19 protein-coding genes and 1 tRNA gene are annotated in these 18,646 nt (G+C 68.2%); 8 read left to right on the forward strand and 12 right to left on the reverse strand.

Annotated features, from left to right (window positions below):
* The first annotated feature begins 80 nt into the window (after positions 1-80).
* Positions 81-725 (forward strand): MBL fold metallo-hydrolase, encoded by a 645-nt coding sequence (locus AB0M14_RS03070; protein ID WP_364988055.1) that lies wholly within the window; start codon positions 81-83, stop codon positions 723-725.
* On the opposite strand, the gene AB0M14_RS03075 is transcribed toward AB0M14_RS03070, so the two are convergent.
* The gene (locus AB0M14_RS03075; RefSeq protein ID WP_364988058.1) at positions 722-2,083 is read right to left on the reverse strand and encodes a dipeptidase; all 1,362 of its coding nucleotides are present in this window, start codon (positions 2,081-2,083) and stop codon (positions 722-724) included. The two genes, AB0M14_RS03070 and AB0M14_RS03075, sit on opposite strands and share 4 nt — an antisense overlap.
* A 225-nt stretch (positions 2,084-2,308) precedes the next feature.
* Here AB0M14_RS03075 and AB0M14_RS03080 point away from each other — a divergent pair, with 225 nt between their 5' ends.
* A complete protein-coding gene (locus tag AB0M14_RS03080; RefSeq protein ID WP_364988061.1) occupies positions 2,309-3,679 on the forward strand; it encodes a glutamate decarboxylase in 1,371 nt (456 codons plus the stop codon).
* 24 nt (positions 3,680-3,703) lie between these two features.
* On the opposite strand, the gene AB0M14_RS03085 is transcribed toward AB0M14_RS03080, so the two are convergent.
* On the reverse strand, positions 3,704-4,405 hold the full coding sequence (locus AB0M14_RS03085; protein ID WP_364988065.1) for a DUF2334 domain-containing protein: 702 nt from the start codon (positions 4,403-4,405) through the stop codon (positions 3,704-3,706).
* Positions 4,406-4,493: 88 nt separating this feature from the next.
* Here AB0M14_RS03085 and AB0M14_RS03090 point away from each other — a divergent pair, with 88 nt between their 5' ends.
* Positions 4,494-4,787, forward strand: coding sequence for a hypothetical protein (locus AB0M14_RS03090; protein WP_364988068.1), 294 nt, complete (start codon positions 4,494-4,496; stop codon positions 4,785-4,787).
* 51 nt (positions 4,788-4,838) lie between these two features.
* Here the strand turns inward: AB0M14_RS03090 and AB0M14_RS03095 are convergent, their stop codons facing one another.
* The 6 genes from AB0M14_RS03095 to AB0M14_RS03120 all read right to left on the reverse strand — a co-directional run bounded on the left by AB0M14_RS03095 (position 4,839) and on the right by AB0M14_RS03120 (position 11,906).
* Positions 4,839-6,986, reverse strand: coding sequence for a S9 family peptidase (locus tag AB0M14_RS03095; RefSeq protein ID WP_364988071.1), 2,148 nt, complete (start codon positions 6,984-6,986; stop codon positions 4,839-4,841).
* Positions 6,987-7,021: 35 nt separating this feature from the next.
* On the reverse strand, positions 7,022-7,981 hold the full coding sequence (locus tag AB0M14_RS03100; protein ID WP_364988074.1) for an alpha/beta hydrolase family protein: 960 nt from the start codon (positions 7,979-7,981) through the stop codon (positions 7,022-7,024).
* A 114-nt stretch (positions 7,982-8,095) separates the two neighbouring features.
* A complete protein-coding gene (locus AB0M14_RS03105) occupies positions 8,096-8,524 on the reverse strand; it encodes an HIT family protein (protein ID WP_364988077.1) in 429 nt (142 codons plus the stop codon).
* 26 nt (positions 8,525-8,550) lie between these two features.
* Positions 8,551-9,972 carry an adenylosuccinate lyase gene (gene purB, locus AB0M14_RS03110; protein WP_364988080.1) on the reverse strand — a complete coding sequence of 474 codons (1,422 nt, stop codon included), beginning with the start codon at positions 9,970-9,972 and terminating at the stop codon, positions 8,551-8,553.
* Between the two features lie 3 nt (positions 9,973-9,975).
* Positions 9,976-10,617, reverse strand: a complete 642-nt coding sequence (locus tag AB0M14_RS03115; protein WP_194817121.1) for a TetR family transcriptional regulator — start codon at positions 10,615-10,617, stop codon at positions 9,976-9,978.
* A 131-nt stretch (positions 10,618-10,748) separates the two neighbouring features.
* The gene (locus tag AB0M14_RS03120) at positions 10,749-11,906 is read right to left on the reverse strand and encodes a pyridoxal phosphate-dependent aminotransferase (RefSeq protein ID WP_364988086.1); all 1,158 of its coding nucleotides are present in this window, start codon (positions 11,904-11,906) and stop codon (positions 10,749-10,751) included.
* An 87-nt stretch (positions 11,907-11,993) separates the two neighbouring features.
* Here AB0M14_RS03120 and AB0M14_RS03125 point away from each other — a divergent pair, with 87 nt between their 5' ends.
* Positions 11,994-12,989: a M23 family metallopeptidase gene (locus AB0M14_RS03125; protein WP_364988089.1), complete on the forward strand. Its 996-nt coding sequence runs from the start codon at positions 11,994-11,996 to the stop codon at positions 12,987-12,989.
* On the opposite strand, the gene purD is transcribed toward AB0M14_RS03125, so the two are convergent.
* A complete protein-coding gene (purD, locus tag AB0M14_RS03130) occupies positions 12,986-14,257 on the reverse strand; it encodes a phosphoribosylamine--glycine ligase (protein WP_364988093.1) in 1,272 nt (423 codons plus the stop codon). The two genes, AB0M14_RS03125 and purD, sit on opposite strands and share 4 nt — an antisense overlap.
* A gap of 111 nt (positions 14,258-14,368) precedes the next feature.
* Between purD and AB0M14_RS03135 the strand changes: the two genes are divergently transcribed.
* On the forward strand, positions 14,369-14,746 hold the full coding sequence (locus AB0M14_RS03135; protein ID WP_364988097.1) for a PH domain-containing protein: 378 nt from the start codon (positions 14,369-14,371) through the stop codon (positions 14,744-14,746).
* Positions 14,747-14,766: 20 nt separating this feature from the next.
* The gene (locus AB0M14_RS03140; RefSeq protein ID WP_364988101.1) at positions 14,767-15,192 is read left to right on the forward strand and encodes an HIT family protein; all 426 of its coding nucleotides are present in this window, start codon (positions 14,767-14,769) and stop codon (positions 15,190-15,192) included.
* 117 nt (positions 15,193-15,309) lie between these two features.
* Here AB0M14_RS03140 and AB0M14_RS03145 read toward each other — a convergent pair.
* From AB0M14_RS03145 to AB0M14_RS03155, 3 genes are all read right to left on the reverse strand, one after another.
* Positions 15,310-15,384 (reverse strand) — tRNA-Thr (locus tag AB0M14_RS03145).
* A gap of 119 nt (positions 15,385-15,503) precedes the next feature.
* Positions 15,504-15,746 carry an MbtH family protein gene (locus AB0M14_RS03150; protein WP_011207082.1) on the reverse strand — a complete coding sequence of 81 codons (243 nt, stop codon included), beginning with the start codon at positions 15,744-15,746 and terminating at the stop codon, positions 15,504-15,506.
* A gap of 101 nt (positions 15,747-15,847) precedes the next feature.
* Positions 15,848-16,681: an alpha/beta hydrolase gene (locus AB0M14_RS03155; RefSeq protein WP_364988104.1), complete on the reverse strand. Its 834-nt coding sequence runs from the start codon at positions 16,679-16,681 to the stop codon at positions 15,848-15,850.
* A gap of 122 nt (positions 16,682-16,803) precedes the next feature.
* On the opposite strand from AB0M14_RS03155, the gene AB0M14_RS03160 reads away from it, so the two are divergent.
* Positions 16,804-16,974 carry a hypothetical protein gene (locus AB0M14_RS03160; protein ID WP_364988108.1) on the forward strand — a complete coding sequence of 57 codons (171 nt, stop codon included), beginning with the start codon at positions 16,804-16,806 and terminating at the stop codon, positions 16,972-16,974.
* Positions 16,975-17,073: 99 nt separating this feature from the next.
* Entirely contained in the window at positions 17,074-18,630 is a 1,557-nt protein-coding gene (locus tag AB0M14_RS03165; RefSeq protein ID WP_364988111.1) for a trehalose-6-phosphate synthase, read from the forward strand.
* Positions 18,631-18,646 lie beyond the last annotated feature (16 nt).

An 18,646-nucleotide genomic window follows, 5' to 3' on the forward strand; every position in this document is an offset into this window, starting at 1 on the left:
GTGTTCGGGGTGGTGGGGTTACCGATCAGCGTAGTTGTTCGCTTCCCCCGCGCAGGCTCCGGGGTCAATACGATGGCGGCATGCGCATAGCCCACTTCGGCCACTCGTGTCTGCTCGTCGAGCTGCACGGCAAGAAGGTGCTGTTCGATCCGGGCACCTTCGCCCACGGCTTCGAAGGCCTCACCGGTCTGGACGCCATCGCGGTCACCCACCAGCATCCCGATCACATCGATCCGCTGCGCATCGACGCGCTGCTGGACGCCAACCCCGGGGCGCGCGTGTTCTCCGATCCGCAGACCGCCCAGCAGCGCGGCGGCCGGTGGGAGGCGGTGCACGCGGGCAATATCGTCGAGCTCGGCGACCTGCGGATCACCGGCGGCGGCGGCCGGCACGCGGTGATCCACCCGGAGCTCCCGGTGATCGACAACACCGTCTTCCAGCTCGGCACCGCCGAGGACCCGGCCGAGCTGGTGCATCCCGGCGATTCGCTGTGGGTGCCGCCGGTGCCGGTCGGCGTGCTCGCGATCCCGGCGGCCGCGCCGTGGATGCGGATCAGCGAGGCCGTCGATTATCTGCGCGCGGTCGCGCCGCGGACGGCCCTTCCGATCCACTACGGGATCATCGAGCCGGGCGCGCGGGGCATCTACTTCGGCCGGTTGAGCGAAATGGGGCCCGCCGGAACCGAATTCACGGTGCTCGAGCCCGAGGACCAGCGCGAGTTCTAGCGCTCGGCGTAGGCGGTGAGGAACAGCGCCTCGGCCAGCGCCATCCGCTCGATCTCGTTCGGATCCACGCTCTCGTTGGGCGCGTGGATCAGGCATTTCGGCTCCTCCACCCCGAGCAGCATGATCTCCGCGTCCGGGTAGGTATCGGCGAAGACGTTGCACAGCGGGATCGAGCCGCCCTGCCCCTGGGTGGTCGCCGCCCGGCCGTAGGACGCCGCGAGCGCGGCCTCCATGGCGGTGCGCGCCGGTCCGCCGCGACCGGATCGGAACGGGGCCCCCGTGGCTTCGGTTTCGATCGACAGTTTCGCGTGCCAGGGCACGTTCGCCGTCAGGTGCGCTTCGAGGGCGGACAAGGCGGCCTTCGGGTCGACGCCCGGCGGGATGCGCAGGTTCAAGCGGGCCCGGGCCGCGGGCTGGATGGCGGCCGTGGAACCGACCACCGGCGGCGCGTCGATGCCGAGCACCGTCAACGCCGGCCGGGCCCAGAGCATGTCGGCGACGGTGCCCTCGCCCAGCAGGTCGACCCCGCCGAGCACGCCGGCGTCGGTGCGGAACTGGTCGGACGGGTACTGCACCCCGGGCCAGCGCTGATCGTTGGACAGGCCGTCGACCGTGGTGTTGCCGTGCTCGTCGCGCAGGGTGGCCAGCAGGTGGATCAGGGCCGCCAGCGCATCGGGCGCCGCGCCGCCGAACATGCCCGAATGCATGGGTCCGGCAAGGGTTTCCACGGTGATCACGACATTGACGTTGCCGCGCAGGGTTTCGGTGAAGGTCGGCACCCCGGCGGCGAAGTTGCCGCAGTCGCCGACCACGATCGCGTCGGCGCGCAGCAGGTCCGGGTTGGCTTCCACGAAACGCTCCAGGCCGCCGGTGCCCTGCTCCTCGGAGCCCTCGCACACCAGCGTGACGCCCAGCGGCAGATCGGGGCCGATGGCGCGCAGCGCGGTCAGATGCATGACGATGTTGCCCTTGCAGTCCGCGCTGCCGCGGCCGTACCAGCGGCCGTTCTTCTCGGTCAGCTCCCACACCGGCGTGCGCCAGGCGGCGTCGTCCAGCGGCGGCTGCACGTCGTAGTGGCAGTACAGCAGGACCGTCGGGGTGCCGGCGGGCGCGGGCCGGGCGGCGATGACCGCCTTGCTGCCGTCCGGGGTTTCGTGCAGCCCGACCTTCGACAGCCCGACCGAGGCGAACGCGTCGGCCACCCACTGCGCGGTCCGCTCGCATTCCTCCGGCGGGAACTGGCGCGGGTCGGCCACCGATCTGAACGAAACCAGCTGGGTCAGATCTTTTTTCGCCTGCGGCATCAAAGCGGCTATGCGCGTGCGTAATTCGGCGGTCTGCGGGCCATCGGCGATCATGCCGGTCTCTCCTGTGGTTGTCCGGGTGTCCAACTCGCAGTCCGACAATACCCATGCCGACAGGCAATCGATCCGCTACTGCCCCCGAAGCAGACCGGCCAGCAGCATCGGCGCCGATATCCGACCGAATGGTCCGTGTCGCGAACGATTGGCAATACCAGGGCCGCCGGATATGCGATTCTGGATCGGCCAACCATCGCTGCGAGTGCTCTTGGAGGCGTGTGGATGCTCGACAACCCGGATTCCGACGACCTGTTCGCCGTGCCCGGCCTGCGGCACGGCGCGCCCCGGGCGGGTTTCCCTGCCGCGGAGATGTTTCCGCAGACGGCCTACGAGATCGTGCACGACGAACTGCGGCTCGACGGCATGTCCCGGATCAACCTGGCGACCCCCTGCACCACCTGGCTCGACGACCAGGCGCGCCGGTTGATGGCGGAATCGCTGGACAAGAACATCGTCGACAAGGACGAGTACCCACAGACCGCGGAACTCGAAAAGCGTTGCGTGCGAATGGTCGCCGATCTGTGGCACTGTCCCGATCCGGCGGCTACCCGGGGTACCTCCACCACCGGATCCAGCGAGGCCGCGATGCTGGGCGGGCTGGCTGCCAAGTTCCGCTGGCGTGCGCGCGGCGGAACCGGGACGCCCAATTTCGTCTGCGGCCCGGCCCAGGTGTGCTGGGCGAAATTCGCGCGGTACTTCGATGTCGAGATGCGCCAATTGCCTTTACACGGTGAGCAATTCACGCTCCGCCCGGAAGACGTGATCGCCGCCTGCGACGCGAACACCATCATGGTGGTGCCCACCTTCGGCCAGACGGGCACCGGACTGTTCGAGGACGTGGCCGGCGTGAGCCGGGAGCTCGATCGGCTCGAAGAGCAGACCGGACTGGACATCCCCATCCACGTCGATGCCGCCGGGGGCGGTTTCCTGGCCCCGTTCTGCGCGCCCTACCTGGTGTGGGATTTCCGGCTGCCGCGAGTGCGGTCCATCAACGCCTCCGGGCACAAGACCGGGCTGGCCCCGCTCGGCGTGGGCTGGGCGATCTGGCGCAGCGCCGCCGACCTACCCGACGATCTGGTCTTCGAGGTCGATTACCTCGGCGGTTCGATGTCCACCTGCAATCTCAACTTTTCCCGCCCCGGCGGGCAGGTCATCACCCAGTACTACGACTTCATCCGGCTCGGCCGGGCCGGCTACAGCCGCGTGCAGTCCGAGATCTACCGCGTCGCACGGCATTTGGCGAAACAGCTGGTGCACCTGGGCATGTTCGACCTGATCCACGACGGCGACCCGGCCAAGGGCGTCACCGCGGTCTCCTGGCGGCTGCGCACCGGTCATGACTACAACCTCTACGACCTGTCCGACCGGCTGCGCACCCGCGGCTGGACCATCGCCGCCTATCCCCTGCCCGCCGACCGCGGCACCGAGACCATCATGCGCGCGGTGATCCGCCACGGCTTCACCGTCGACATGGCCGACCTGCTGATCGAGGACATCGAACGCTGCCTCACCCACCTCGCGAAACATCCGATGCGGCTGGACCGCACCGAGGCGGGCGGATTCAGCCACGACGCCCACCCGCTTGTTCCGTAGTCGGTTCGGCCCCCTGGACTTTCGTCAGGCCGCGCGCACCGCGGCGAACGGCTCCCAGCGGTAGATCTCGCTCTTCGCGCCGTGAAACAACGCCAGGTCCACCGCGTCCGTCATGGCTTGCCGCGGCCCGGTCCGCTGTAGCTGCGCGGCCGAAATCGCCAGGCGCAGAATACCTCCACGCCGAGCCGTGCGGGCCGCACCGAGAACCAGTGCCCGGCACCACCACGGCTCGGCGCGGAACCCCTCACCGATCCCGTAAACACGGGCCTTCTGCGCGGCATTGCGCTCCAGATCCAGCATCGACGTCAGCCCCAGCGCCAGCCGGAACCCGACATCGGGCAATGCCGCGATCGCACCCTGGGACGCGTCCCAGCGCGGCGCCGCGAACAACCTGGTGCGGAGCTCCACCTGCTCCATCACCCGATCCGCCGCCGTCAACCGCAGCCGCGCCTCGTGCCTGGGCAGCGTCGCGAACTCCGCCCGCCGCCGCTTCGTCGCCGCCTGGTCGTAGCCGTGCAGCACGATCGCGTCCCCGCGGGCGCGCCGCCCGCGCAGCCAGGACTGCGTCGCCGGATCCGCGGCCAGCCGATACCCGCCCTTCAACCGCGGCGCGACCAGCAGCGACAACCTGACGTCCCGCTGATCCATCTCGGCGGCGAATTCGATCGCCGCGTCCCGGGTGGTGTCCCGGATCCCGGATACGGATACGAGCAACTCAGCGTTCATGAAACTACGGTGCCAAACGGAAATGTACTCAGCGTGCAGGGCAAATGACCGGGTGGAGAACTCTGTGACCGTGTCTAGGATGGCGGAGGTGAGAGCAGCACTGTTGAGCGCATTGGCCACTCCGCTACTCCTGCTGGCGCCCGGGGTGGCGCTGGCCGATGAGGGGGATCCGCCGCCGATCTTCACGCAGGAGGAGAAGTGCGCCGCGGCAAAGGATTTCGCGGACAAGGTCCGGGCGCAGCGGCCGGACGCGACACCCCAGCAGATCGCGGACGTGTACATCGCGGTGCTGGATTCGAAGGGGGCTTATCGGGGGATCGAGCACATCCGGGAACAGAACCGGCAGCAGATGATCGACGACATCGTGAACTGCGGCGTCTGACGGCACTGATCCCGGCCTGCTGCGCGGGCCGGGATCAGTTGTTGCGCAGTGCTATTCGCCGGCCAGCCCGACGGTGTCCAGCAGCCAGGCGAATTCGAAGGCGATTTCCTTCCACTTCTCGTAGCGCCCGCTGACGCCGCCGTGGCCCGCACTCATCTCGGTCTTGAGCAGCAGCTGGGAGTCCCCGGTCTTGGTGGCGCGGAGCTTGGCGACCCACTTGGCCGGTTCGACGTAGAGGACACGGGTGTCGTTGAGGCTGGTGATGGCCAGGATGGCCGGGTAGTTCTTGGCCTCGACGTTCTCGTACGGCGAATAGGACTTGATGTAGTCGTAGACTTCCTTGTCCGCCAGCGGGTTTCCCCATTCCTCCCATTCGGTGACGGTCAGCGGCAGGTCCGGATCCAGGATCGAGGTGAGCGGGTCCACGAACGGGACGTTGGCCATGATGCCCCGGAACAGTTCCGGCGCCATGTTCGCCACCGCGCCCATCAGCAGGCCGCCCGCGCTGCCGCCGTCGGCCACCATCCGGTCCGCCGCGGTGACCCCGGTGTCGACCAGGTGCCGCGCGCACGCGATGAAGTCGGTGAAGGTGTTCTTCTTCGACAGCATCTTGCCGTGGTCGTACCAGAGCCGGCCCATTTCACCGCCGCCGCGCACGTGCGCGATGGCGAAGACCATGCCGCGGTCCATGATGGACAGCCGGGGCACCGAGAAGTAGGGATCGATCTCGGACTCGTATGACCCGTATCCGTAGAGCAGCAACGGTTTCGGGCCCTCGGCGACCGCGTCCTTCTTCCACACCAGCGAGATCGGGACCCGGGTGCCGTCTTCGGCCACGGCCCAATCGCGTTGCTGCACATACTCATCCGCGTTGTATCCGCCGAGCACCGGCTGCTCCTTGCGCAGCAGCAGCGTATCGGTGGCGGGCACGTAGTCGTAGAGCCGCATCGGGGTGAGGAACGAGGTGAGGCCGAGTCGCAGCGTCGGCTGCTCCCACTCCGGGTTGCCGCTCGCACCGACGGTGCACAGCTCCAGATCGAATTCCAGCTCCCGCCGCTCGCCGTAACCGGCCTCGGTCAGCGGCCAGACCGCGATCCGGGGCAGCGCCTCGCGCCGGTAGCCGAGCACCAGGTGGTCGCGGAAGGCGCCGACGCCCTGCAAGCGGACGTCGTCGCGGTGCGGGATCAGCAGCGTCATGTTCAGCGGATCGTCGACCGGGGCGTCGCAGAGCACGAAATTGACCGCCTTCACCCCGTCCACCACGTCGTTGTGCTGGATCAGGAAGCGGTCCTCGCCGCCGATCACCGCGTGCTCGACGGAGTATTCGACGCCTTCCCGGCGCGGCAGGATGACCCGGAATTCGCCTTCCGGATCATCGGATTCGAGCAGCCAGATCTCGCTGGTGAGCTTGGAGGACAGCCCGATCATCAGGTACTTCTCCGAGCGGGTGCTGTCCATTCCGACCCAGAAACGCTCGTCGGGCTCGTGGAACACCTTGACGTCCTGGGCGCGGTCGGCGCCCAGGCGATGCCGCCACACCGTGTCCGGCCGCCACGACTGGTTGACCGTCAGATAGAAGACATGCGTCCCGTCGTGCGACCAGGTGACGCTGCCCTCGGTGCCCGGGATCTCGTCGGCCAGCTCCGCGCCGGTGCGCAGGTCCTTGAACCGCAGGGTGTAGCGCTCATCGCCGACGACGTCGACCGAATAGGCGAGCAGGTTGCCGTCGCGGCTGACCGTGACCGTGCCCACGCTGATGAAGTCGTGCCCCTCCGCCAGGATGTTCTGGTCCAGCAGCACCTCCTCCCCCGGAATCTCCACACCGGGTTCGAGCCGCGGCGGCGTCCACGCGTCGATCCCCTCGGCCGTCGCGTCGATCGGGCACCGGCAGCTGGCGCCGTACTGCTTGCCCTCGAAGGTGCGCCCGTAGTACCAGTAGTCGCCGATCCGGGTCGGCACCGACAGGTCCGTCTCCAAGGTCCGTGATTTGATCTCGTCGAAGATCTGCCCGCGCAGCCCCTCCAGGTGCGTGGTCTGCGCCTCGGTGTAGGCGTTCTCCGCCGCCAGGTAGGCCAGGACTTCCGGGTCTTCCTTCGCCCGCAGCCATTCGTAATCGTCGACGAACACGTCTCCGTGATGCTTGCGCTCCGCCGGCACCTTCTTGGCGACCGGCGCCGCCACCACACTCTCGACAGACATGGCTCCCACCCTACTGTTCGGCGGACCCGCCGGGACTAGACGCCGAGCGCCGGCGCCAGGGTGGGCCAGGAGCGGTGCAGGGTGTCCTGCCAATAGGACCAGGAGTGGGTGCCGGTGACGCTGTGGTCGATCGACGCCGCGATGCCGATCCCGCGCAGACGTTGATCGAAGGACAGCACGCAGGCGTTGACGCCCGCTTCGATCGGGCCGCCGAATGCCACGTTCTCCGGCAGCTGCGGCTTGATCTCCAGCTCGTGCCGGCCGGGCAGGCCGGTCCCGGTGGACAGGTAGATCGTCTTGCCGCGCAGCCGATCCGCCAGTAGCGCGGGATCGTGCGCCGCCCATTCGGCGTTGCCCGGCGCACCCCACATGTTCATCGGGTTGCCGCCGCGGTTGGCGACCGAGAACATGATCGCGGAACTGGCCAAACCCAGGTCGGGGCAGGCACTGTAGCCGGCGACCGCGCGATAGAGCTCCGGATGGCGGACGGCGAGCGTGAACGCCGCCATGCCGCCCATGGAGAGTCCACCGATCCCGTTGACGCCGTTGCCATGGAACGCCGCGTCGATGAGCGGCGGCAGTTCGCTGGTGAGGAAGGTTTCCCACTGGTAGCGGCCGAGGCGTGGATCCTCCTGCACCCAGTCGGTGTAGTAGCTGGCCTGACCGCCCACGGGCAGCACCACATTCACGCGCCGGTCGGCGAAGAAGGGCTCGGCATCGGTCGCGTTGGTCCAAGTGCTTTGTCCCACACCGGGATCCAGGCCATCGAGCAGGTAGTAGGAGGGGCGGGCGGCGCTATCGGCGGGGTGCAGCACGTCCACCTGGATGGTGCGGCCCATCGCCACGGAGTCGATGAAAACCGCCGATCGAGTGGGGCTCTTGTCGTCGATCCGGACGATCCGCGCGGCCGTGGCCGTGCCGGGTCCGATGATCACCTGACCCGTGACCGCGAGGCCGAACATCAGCACAACGACAGCAACCGTGGATCGACGCATAACCCACCTCCATCACCGCATCCTGTTGCCCTTCAAGCTATCTCACCAGCCAACGTGGTGCGGGCATTTGCAGACAATAGCATCCGTTCAGCAAACTTTCCGGTACGTAATGCCTCAGGCGGACCGGCCGAGCGCGCCCCGGATCGAACCCGCGAGGTAGTCCAGGTCGTCCCGCCGCGGACTCGTCGGCCGCCCCCGCAGCCCGAACCCATCCCCCGCCGTCCGCGGGATCACATGCAGGTGCACATGGAAGACCTCCTGGCCGGCGGTCACTCCGTCCGCGAGAAAGAAGTTCACCCCGTCGCACCCGACTTCGCTGGCCCGCAAGGCCGCGGCCACCCGCTGGCCCACCTGGAACAACTTGCCGCCGACCTCGGGGTCCAATTCGGCCAGACTGCGCGCCGCCACCTTCGGCACCACCAGTACATGCCCGGGCGTCATCGGCCGAATGTCCATGAACGCCAGCACATCGTCGTCCTCATAGACCTTGCTGGCCGGCGCCTGCCCGGCGACGATGTCGGAGAAAATCGTGTACGGATTCACCCGGCGACACTAACCCGCCAGGGCGGCTACAGAATTGGCGACGGGCTGTAGCGAGCGGCCTCGGGGTAACCGTCGACCAGCTTCTCGACCGCCGCGAGCACATCGACGACCTGGGCCTCGGCCGCACCGATGAAGGCGGACTTGTCGGCCAGGGCGGTATCGAGGGCGGCGCGATCGAGCGGCAGCCGGGAGTCCGCGGCCAGCCGATCGAGCAGATCGGGCTCGCGGCCCTGCTCGCGCATCGCCAGCGCGACGGCGACAGCGTGCTCCTTGATGACCTCGTGCGCGGTTTCCCGGCCGACGCCCGCGCGGACCGCGGCCATCAGGATTCGGGTGGTGGCCAGGAAGGGCAGGTAGCGATCCAGTTCGCGGGCGACGACAGCCGGGTACGCGCCGAATTCGGCGAGCACGGTGAGGAAGGTTTCCATCATGCCGTCGAGGGCGAAGAAAGCATCCGGAAGGGCGACGCGGCGCACCACCGAGCAGAAGACGTCGCCTTCGTTCCACTGGGCGCCCGCGAGCTCGGCGGCCATCGAGCCGTAGCCGCGCAGCACGACCTGCAGGCCGTTGACGCGTTCACAGGAGCGGGTGTTCATCTTGTGCGGCATCGCGGAGCTGCCGACCTGACCGGGCTGGAAGCCCTCGGTGACCAGCTCGTGCCCGGCCATCAGCCGGATGGTGTGCGCGAACGAGGACGGGCCCGCGCCCAGTTGCACCAGCGCGGAGAGCACGTCGTGATCGAGCGAACGCGGGTAAACCTGGCCGACGCTGGTCAGCACGTTGGCGAAGCCGAGGTGCCGGGCGACCTGCTGTTCCAGGGTGGACAGCTTCGCGGCGTCACCGTCGAGCAGGTCGAGCATGTCCTGGGCGGTGCCCATCGGGCCCTTGATACCGCGCAGCGGGTAGCGGTCGATCAGTTCCCGGACTCGGGCCAGTGCGATCAGCACCTCGTCGGCGGCCGAGGCGAAACGCTTGCCGAGGGTGGTGGCCTGGGCCGCGACATTGTGCGAGCGCCCCGCCATCACCAGCGCCTGGTACTCGCCGGCCCGCTCGGCCAGGCGCGCGGCGACCGCGACACCGTGCGCGTGCACGTGCTCCAGCGAGAGCCGGATCTGCAGCTGCTCCACGTTCTCGGTGAGGTCGCGGCTGGTCATGCCCTTGTGCACGTGCTCGTGCCCGGCGAGGGCGTTGAACTCCTCGATGCGCGCCTTCACATCGTGGCGGGTGACCCGCTCACGCTCCGCGATCGAAGCCAGATCGACCTGGTCGATGACCCGCTCATAGTCCGCCAGCACACCGGCCGGCACGTCGATGCCGAGCTCGGATTGCGCCCGCAGCACCTCCAGCCACAGCCGGCGCTCGAGCACGATCTTGTTCTCGGGCGACCAGAGGTGCACGAGTTCCGGGCTGGCGTAGCGAGTGGCGAGGACGTTCGGGACAAGACTCACGTTTTACGAGTCTAGTGCGCGGTACCTGTCCGCTTGCTGGGGCGTCGCGGGCGCGACGATATCGATGATTTCCAGTAGCGCGCCGCGCGCCATCCGGCGCGGTTCCGGGTCGAGTTCGGTGAGCGCCGCGACCACCGCGCCGTCCACCACCGCGACCAGCCGGCGCACCTGTTCGTGCCGGACCAGCCGGTCCGAGCGGCGCAGCACGTCGCCGAGCAGTTCGTCGAGCTGGGCGCGCAGGCGTAGCTGCACCTCGCGTAGTTCCGGATGCCGCGCCGAGGCCACCGACCGCTCGTAGCGGGCGATCAACTGACCGCGCGCGCCCTCGTCGTGCCCGTCGGTACCCACTAGAAGATCCAGTAGCAGATCGACCGTCGCCTCGGCGCCACGGCGGCGATGCGACACCTCGCCGACCCGGCGGCGCATCGCGTCCAACTCCGCGTTGCCGCTGAACTCGACCGCGCGCGCGATCAGATCTTCCAGCGACTCGAAGTAGTACGTGGTCGACGCCAGCGGCAGATCGGCGCGCGTGGCCACCGACCGATGCCGCACCGCATCGAATCCGCCTTCGAGTAACAACTCGGCGGCGGCCGCTACCAAAGCCTGGCGACGCCGTTCGCCTTTGGGGGTCGTCGCGGTTATCACCGTGCCATCGTGCCAGTCGTCATCGGTTCACCCGTGCGAAATCGTTAGAGGGAATCCCAGCCATCGATGTTTTACCGCATTCACCTCGTCGAGGTGCGAGTCTCGGCAAACTTGTTGCCCGGCACAATGGTTCAGCCGCGCAGGTAGTACCCCAAGCGAACAAGCGCTTCCTCGATGTCGGACGTCGCGCCGGCAAAAGAGAACCGAACGGTCCGGTGGCCGTTGGCGGTATCGAAGTCGATACCGGGCGCCAAGGCTACTCCGGTGGCTTCGAGCACCTGCGCGCACCACTTGCGGGAATCCTCGGTCAGGTGACCGATATCGGCGTAGGCGTAGAACGCGCCGTCGGCCGGCGCGAGGTCGGTGATGCCGAGCGCGGCCAGGCCGTCCAGCAGCAGCCGGCGATTGGTAGCGTAGCGCGAGACATGCCCGTCCAGTTCGGCTTTCGCCTCCGCGCCGAACGCGTGCAGCGCCGCGTACTGGGAGATCGCGGGCGGGCACACGGTCATGTTGGAGGCCAGGCGCTGCAACGCCGGGCGCAGATCGGCCGGGGCGAGCATCCAGCCGAGTCGCCATCCGGTCATCGAGAAGTACTTCGAGACCGAGCCGATGACCACCGAGTTCCGGGAGGTCTCCCAGGACGACGAGGTGCCCTCCGCGCCATAGGTGATGCCGTGATAGATCTCGTCGGAGATCAGCAGGGTGCCGTGCGCATCGCACCAGCGGGCGATGGCGGCCAGTTCCTCCGGTTCGATCATGGTGCCGGTCGGGTTGGCCGGGCTCGCGATGATCAGGCCCTTCGGCGGCTCGGGCAACTCCTCGAGCATGGCAACGGTCGGCTGGAACCTGGTGTCGGCGCGGCAGTCCAGCTCGATCACCCGGCAGCCCAGCGCGTTCAAGGTGTTCCGGTAGGCGGGGTAGCCCGGGCGGGCCACCACCACGGTGTCGCCCGCGTCGAAGGCGGCCAGGAAGATCAGCGTGAACGCGCCCGAGGAGCCGGTGGTCACCACCACGTCGTCGGCGTCCACCGCGTACCCGTAGGTCTGGCGATGATGCTCGGCGATCGCCGCGCGCAGCGGCAGGATGCCGAACGTCTCGGTGTAGCCCAGCAATTCCGCGTCGATTGCCTGCTTGGTGGCGCGCAGCACCGGCGCCGGAGCCGGGGTCGAGGGTTGCCCGGCGGCGAGAACGAGCACGTCACCGTGGGTCCGGGCGCGTTCGGCGGCGGCCTTCCAGACGTCCATCACGTAGAAGGTGGGAATGATCGACCGGCGAGATTCTCTGGACACCCGAGAGACCGTAATCGCTCCGGGCCCACGACACCACGAGCTCCGACAACCTTTGTCACTGGCGCGACAAAGGCTAAGGTCGGCCTAATGCTTGACAGCGCCCATCCACTCCGTCGGCTGCGCCGCCCGCCCGCCCCCAGCGCGGGGCTGGACGAGATACGCGCGGTGAGTGGCATCGGCGTCATTCCACCCGATTGGCGGACCCGTTTCGAAGGCCGCCGCAAGCCGCCGGACCTGAGAGCCTGGGCCAGACGGATCCAGCGCCGGTTCGACGAGCTACGAAGAAGACCGCGCCCGAACCCGCAAGAGCTCTGGAACCAGTACAAACAGCGCGACTACCGCGCCCTGCTCTACAAACACCGCGTGAAACTGGCCGTCTTCACCGCCGTCGCGCTCTTCGCCGCCGGCGACTCGTCGTTCGACTGGGGCGTCAGCAACCGCACGCCCGGCCCCGGCGAGGCCCAGCGCGTCGCCTTCGCCCACGAGCAGCTCGTCCAATCCACCGTGCCGTCGGTGAAGCGCTACCTCGCCGCCATCGCCAACGGCGAGCGCATTCGCGAACAGGCCGTGGTCGCCGCCGCCGCCCGCGCCACCCTGGAACGCGCCAAAGCCGAAGCCGCCGCGGCCGCCGCGGGCGAATACCAGCCCTGGATGACAGCCACCACCCCGTTGCCGCCCGGCTCGATCCTGCCCGGCATCGGCGGCATGGTGCTCCCCACCCGCGGCACCTTCACCTCCGGATTCGGCTCCCGCTGGGGCACTTTCCACAACGGCATCGACGTCGCCGGCCCGATCGGCACCCCGATCTACGCCGTCGCCAACGGCACCGTCATCGACGCCGGCCCCGCCCAGGGCTTCGGCCTGTGGGTGCGCATCCGCCACGACGACGGCACCATCACCGTCTACGGGCACATGTACGACTTCTTCGTCTCGGTCGGCGAACGCGTCCCGGCGGGCATGCAGATCGCCCGCATGGGCAACCGTGGCGACTCCTCCGGCCCGCACCTGCACTTCGAGGTCATCGCGGCCGGCCAGCACGTCGACCCGCGGGCCTGGCTGGCCGCGCACGGCCTCGGCTTCTAGACCGTAATCCGGTTCTCGACGGCGGCCAGGCCGATGTCCGTGCGGAAATGGCTGCCCGGCAGCTTGATTCCGGTGATGCGGGCGTAAGCGTTCGCGCGGGCCTCGGACAGATCGCCGCCGACGCCGACCACATTGAGGACGCGACCGCCCGCGGAGACCAGTGCGCCGTCTTCGCGCAGTGCGGTCCCGGCGTGCATCACCGCGGTGGTCTCCTCGGCGGCGCCCTCACCGGCGCCGGTGATCACATCGCCCAGCCGCGGCCGACCCGGGTAGTTCTCGGCGGCGATGACCACGGTGATGGCCGAGCCGGCCCGCCAGCGCGGCGGCGCGACCTCGGCGAGGGTGCCGGTCGCGGTGGCGTTGAGCAGCTCGCCGAGCGGGCTGTCCAGCAGCGCGAGCACGGCCTGGGTTTCCGGATCGCCGAAGCGGCAGTTGAATTCGACGACCGCGGGCCCGGCCGCACCGATCGCGAGACCGGCGTAGAGCAGGCCGGAGAACGGGCAGCCGCGGCGCACCATCTCGGCCGCGACCGGCTTGACCACGTCCTCGACGATGGCGGTGACGGTTTCCTCGGGCAGCCAGGGCAGCGGGGTGTAGGCGCCCATGCCGCCGGTGTTCGGGCCGGTATCGCCGTCGCCGACGCGCTTGTGATCCTGCGCGGGCAGCAGCGGCACCACGGTCTCGCCGTCGACGAGGCAGAACAGCGACACCTCAGGGCCGTCGAGGAACGACTCCAGCAGCACCGGATGACCCTGCTCCAGCAGTTCGGCGCCGTGGTCGCGGGCGGCCAGCCGATCGGCGGTCACGACCACGCCCTTGCCGGCGGCCAGCCCGTCGTCCTTGACTACCCAGGTAGGCCCGAAACGATCCAGCGCGTCGTCGAGTTCGGCTGGCGTGTCCACGATTTCGCTGTGCGCGGTCCGCACCCCCGCCGCGGTCATCACGTCTTTGGCGAAGGCCTTCGAGCCCTCGATCCGCGCGGCCGCGGCCGACGGGCCGAAACAGGCGATGCCCGCCGCGCGCACCGCGTCGGCGACGCCGAGCACCAGCGGCACCTCGGGCCCGACCACCACGAGGTCGGCGCCCAGCTCCGCGGCCAGCCCGGCGACGGCCTCGCCGGAGGACGGATCGACCGGATAGTTCTGCGCGTGCAGCGCGGTCCCCGGGTTACCCGGCGCCGCGAACAGCGCGGTCACCGCGGGGTCCTTGCGCAGGGCAAGAACAAGAGCATGTTCACGGGCTCCGGAGCCGACAACGAGTACGCGCACGCGAGACAGCATAAGTGGGCGCGTCGGCAGCGCACCAAGAGGATGATGGTTGAGGACAGGTGTGAGTTGAACACACTGATCCCCAACACATCTGAAGGATGTGGTCGAACCATGGGTCTGATCGACGGAATCATGGGTAATGCCGGTCGGCTCGATCCGGCGAAGGCACAACACGAGTACGCGCGCCTGTTCGGCCAGGACGAACAGATCTATGCCGCCTATCTGCTGGTCCGCGACGCCATCCTGTTCACCGACCGGCGGCTGATCCTGGTGGACAAGCAGGGCATGACCGGCCGCAAGGTGAGCTATCACAGCATTCCCTACCGGGCGATCACGCATTTCTCGGTGGAGACCGCCGGCACCTTCGATCTGGATGCCGAGCTCGTGATCTGGATCGCGGGCACCGCCGAGCCGCTGCACAAACGGTTCAATCGCCAGGTCGACATCTACGAGGTCCAGGGCATCCTGTCCCACTTCGCGGCAGCCTGACCCCAGCTACGCTGCGAGACATGGCATCTGTCTTCAGCGCGATCATCGAAGGTCAGCTCCCCGGCCGATTCGTCTGGGCGGACGACGAATTCGTCGCCTTCCTGACCATCGCCCCGGTCACTCCGGGCCACACCTTGATCGTCCCGCGCAAGGAAATCGATCAGTGGCAGGACGTCGACGGCGACACATTCGCACGCCTCAACAGCGTCGCCCAGATCATCGGCCAAGCCGTGCGCCAAGCCTGGGACGCCCCACGCGCCGGCCTCCTGATCGCCGGCCTGGAAGTCCCCCACCTGCACGTCCACGTCTTCCCAGCCTTCACCATGGGCGATTTCGACATCTCCGGCGCCGACCCGAACCCATCCCCCGAGTCCCTCGACGAAGCCCAGACCAAAATCAAAGCGGCCCTGCGCACCCTGGGCCACAGCGCAAACGTCCCAGACTGAACCCCGGAGGGGGTCCGGGGGCGAAGCCCCCCGGGCGGGGCTTGGGGGCTGCGCCCCCAAAAAATACGCGAAGGCCGCCGCCTGCGGACGCTTTTTGTCCGCAGGCGGCGGCCAGGCTGGAGCCCCCTGTCAGGATTGAACTGACGACCTTCGCTTTACAAGAGCGGTGCTCTACCACTGAGCTAAGGAGGCGGGTGAAACGCGGAAGCCATCATAACCGGGCTCGCCGCCCGCGCGACACCGACTAACGGTGCCGCGCCTGGCGGCGGCTCAGCATCAGGTCCCCTGCGCAGTACTCTCAGATACCACTGTCAGGACTGGGCGCCCTGTCGTGCCGCATCATCAGCGGCCATCGCATCACGCAGGCTCTTCGGACGCATATCCGTCCAGTTCTTCTCCACATATTCGACGCAGGCGGCCCGGCTGTCTTCGCCGAACACGACTCGCCACCCGGCCGGGACCTCGGCGAACGCCGGCCACAGGGAATGCTGCTCTTCGTCGTTGACCAGAACGAAGAAGCGGCCGTCTTCGTCATCGAAGGGGTTGGTGCTCATTTCACCTCACTGGATACTGGCGCTGTGTACGGGATCGGCTCGGTTACTCCCCGAGCGTGTGTCGACACTAGCAAGGCGGACGTTACCTGTAGGGGGTTACCTCATCCGGCGAAAAAATCGAGCAGGATCTTGTTGACCGCCTCCGGTCGTTCGAGGTAGCCGAAGTGCCCCGCATCGGGAATCTCCTGGTAGCGCGCGCCCGGGATGGCCTCGGCAACCTCCCTGGACAGATAGGGCGGGATCATCCGGTCATCGGCGAACCCGATGGCCAAGCAGGGCACGGTGATCGCGCGGTAGGCCTGCACACGATCGAAATCGTGGTCCATGCGGCGCTGCGCGCGGATGCCGGGAGTGACCGGGCCGCCGGTGAATTCGAACAGATCCAGCCAGTCACGCGCGGTATTGGCGTTGGCCATGGTGGCCGGCGACAGGTTCATCACCGCGGTCAGGGCGGCCTCGTACTTCGCCGGCAGCCGCACCCCGCTGGCGTCGAATTCGTGCTCGCCGAGCGAGAGCGTCTTCTGGAACTGGTCGAGCCGGCCGTGCCCGGCCATGAACACCGCTTTGCGCACCAGATCGGGGCGGGCCAGGGCCAGTTCCTGGGCGACGCGCGCGCCCATCGAGGTGCCCACGACCAGCGCCGGGCCCTCGCCCAGCAGCTCGATCAGGCCCGCGGTGTCGGCGACCATCTCCTCGATCGCGATGCCGGACGCGGCTTCGAAGGAGGGCGCGATACCGCGGTTGTCGAAGGTGCAGACCCGGTAACCGGCGGCGACAAGCGCGGGCACCTGATGTAGCTCCCAGACCCGGCCGGGGCTGCCGGTTCCCATGATCATCACGACCAGCGGACCACCGCCTTTGGCGTCGGTACCCTTGGCCCGGTCACCCTTGACCTGGTAGTTGAGGGGAATTCCGTTTACCGTGGCCAGCGGCATTGTCGACCCTTTCGTGGAGTTTGATGCTGGCCCCCACGGTATAGGGAGCCACGAACGGCCACCGAGGCCATATACCATTGACTATTCGCACGTACGAGCGTAATGAGCCGGGAGGAAAGAAGATGGCCGCGAAGGGCAGCGCGAACGACATCGCGGACGACGAACTGGAACCACTCGCCGACGAAACCGCACGTCAGGCCCAGCGCGTAGTGGCGGCTTACGCCGAAGACGCGGACGAGTGCCGGATGCTGCTGTCGATGCTCGGCATCGGTCCGATCGGCCGGGGCGAATAGCGGACTGGGCGGGCGGGTAACACCCGACCACCATTCGACGACAACGGCGCCGTCGACCTGACACCCCACGGGAAACCGCGACGCGCGAAGGATGCGTGAATGGACCAGATGACCGACCAGCCGTCCGACTCCGAGCCCGCCGACCCCAACTCCGGTCTGGCGCCGGTCGAATCGAACGGCGCCGGCTCCGGTTTCGTCGTCGTCGCGAATCGGCTGCCGGTCGACCTGGAACGACTACCCGACGGCGGCTCCCGCTGGAAACGCAGCCCTGGTGGCCTGGTCACCGCCTTGGAACCGGTGCTGCGGATGAACAAGGGTTCCTGGGTCGGCTGGGCGGGCGTCCCCGATGTGGACGTCGACCCGATCATCGAAGACGGCCTGGAATTGCATCCGGTGCCGCTGAGTTCCGAGGAAGTCGCCGACTATTACGAGGGCTTCTCCAACGGCACGCTCTGGCCGCTCTACCACGACGTCATCGTCCGCCCGACCTATGACCGCACCTGGTGGGCCGCCTACGTCAACGTGAACCGGCGCTTCGCCGAGGCCGCCGCCAAGGTGGCCGCCGAGGGCGCCACCGTCTGGGTGCAGGACTACCAGTTGCAGCTGGTGCCGAAGATGCTGCGCATGCTGCGACCCGATCTGACCATCGGTTTCTTCCTGCACATTCCGTTCCCGCCGGTCGAGCTGTTCATGCAGATGCCGTGGCGGACCGAGATCATCGAGGGTCTGCTCGGCGCGGATCTGATCGGTTTCCACTTACCCGGCGGTGCGCAGAACTTCCTGTACCTGGCCCGCCGGCTGGCGGGTCAGCCCACCTCGCGCGGCAATGTCGGGGTGCGTTCCAAGCTGGGTGTGGTGCAGGTCGGATTCCGGACCGTGCGGGTCGGCGCGTTCCCGATCTCGATCGCCTCGGCCGAGCTGGACGAGCTGTCCCGGCGCAAGTCGGTGCGCGACCGGGCCGCGAAAATCCGTGCGGAACTGGGCAATCCGAAAACAATCATGCTCGGCGTCGACCGGCTCGACTACACCAAGGGCATCGACATCCGGCTCAACGCGCTGGAAGAACTGCTGATCGAGCGCCGCATCGATCCGGCCGACACGGTCATGGTGCAGCTGGCCACGCCGAGCCGGGAGCGCGTCGAGTCCTACATCCAGATGCGCGGCGACATCGAGCGCCAGGTGGGCCGGATCAACGGTGAATTCGCCGAGGTCGGGCACCCGGTCGTGCACTATCTGCACCGGCCGATCGCGCGTGAGGAACTGATCGCGTTCTTCGTGGCCGCCGACGTGATGCTGGTGACGCCGCTGCGCGACGGCATGAACCTGGTCGCCAAGGAGTACGTGGCCTGCCACAGCGGCCTGAACGGCGCGCTGGTCTTGAGCGAATTCACCGGCGCCGCAGCCGAATTGCGGCAATCCTACCTGTGCAACCCGCACGATCTGGACAGCGTGAAGGACGCCATCGTCTCCGCCATCGAGGACGAACGCGACACCAAGCGCCGCCGGATGCGCTCGCTGCGCCGCCAGGTGCTGGCGCACGACGTGGACCGCTGGGCGCGCTCGTTCCTGGAGGCGCTCGCACAGGATCAGGTGGCCGGCAGCGCGCTGCTGACCGACGACGACGTCTACCCGGAGGAGCGGACGCCGCGCCGGTAGGGCCGGGCGCCGCGCG

The sequence above is a fragment of the Nocardia sp. NPDC051832 genome (assembly GCF_040681285.1).
GTDB lineage: Bacteria > Actinomycetota > Actinomycetes > Mycobacteriales > Mycobacteriaceae > Nocardia.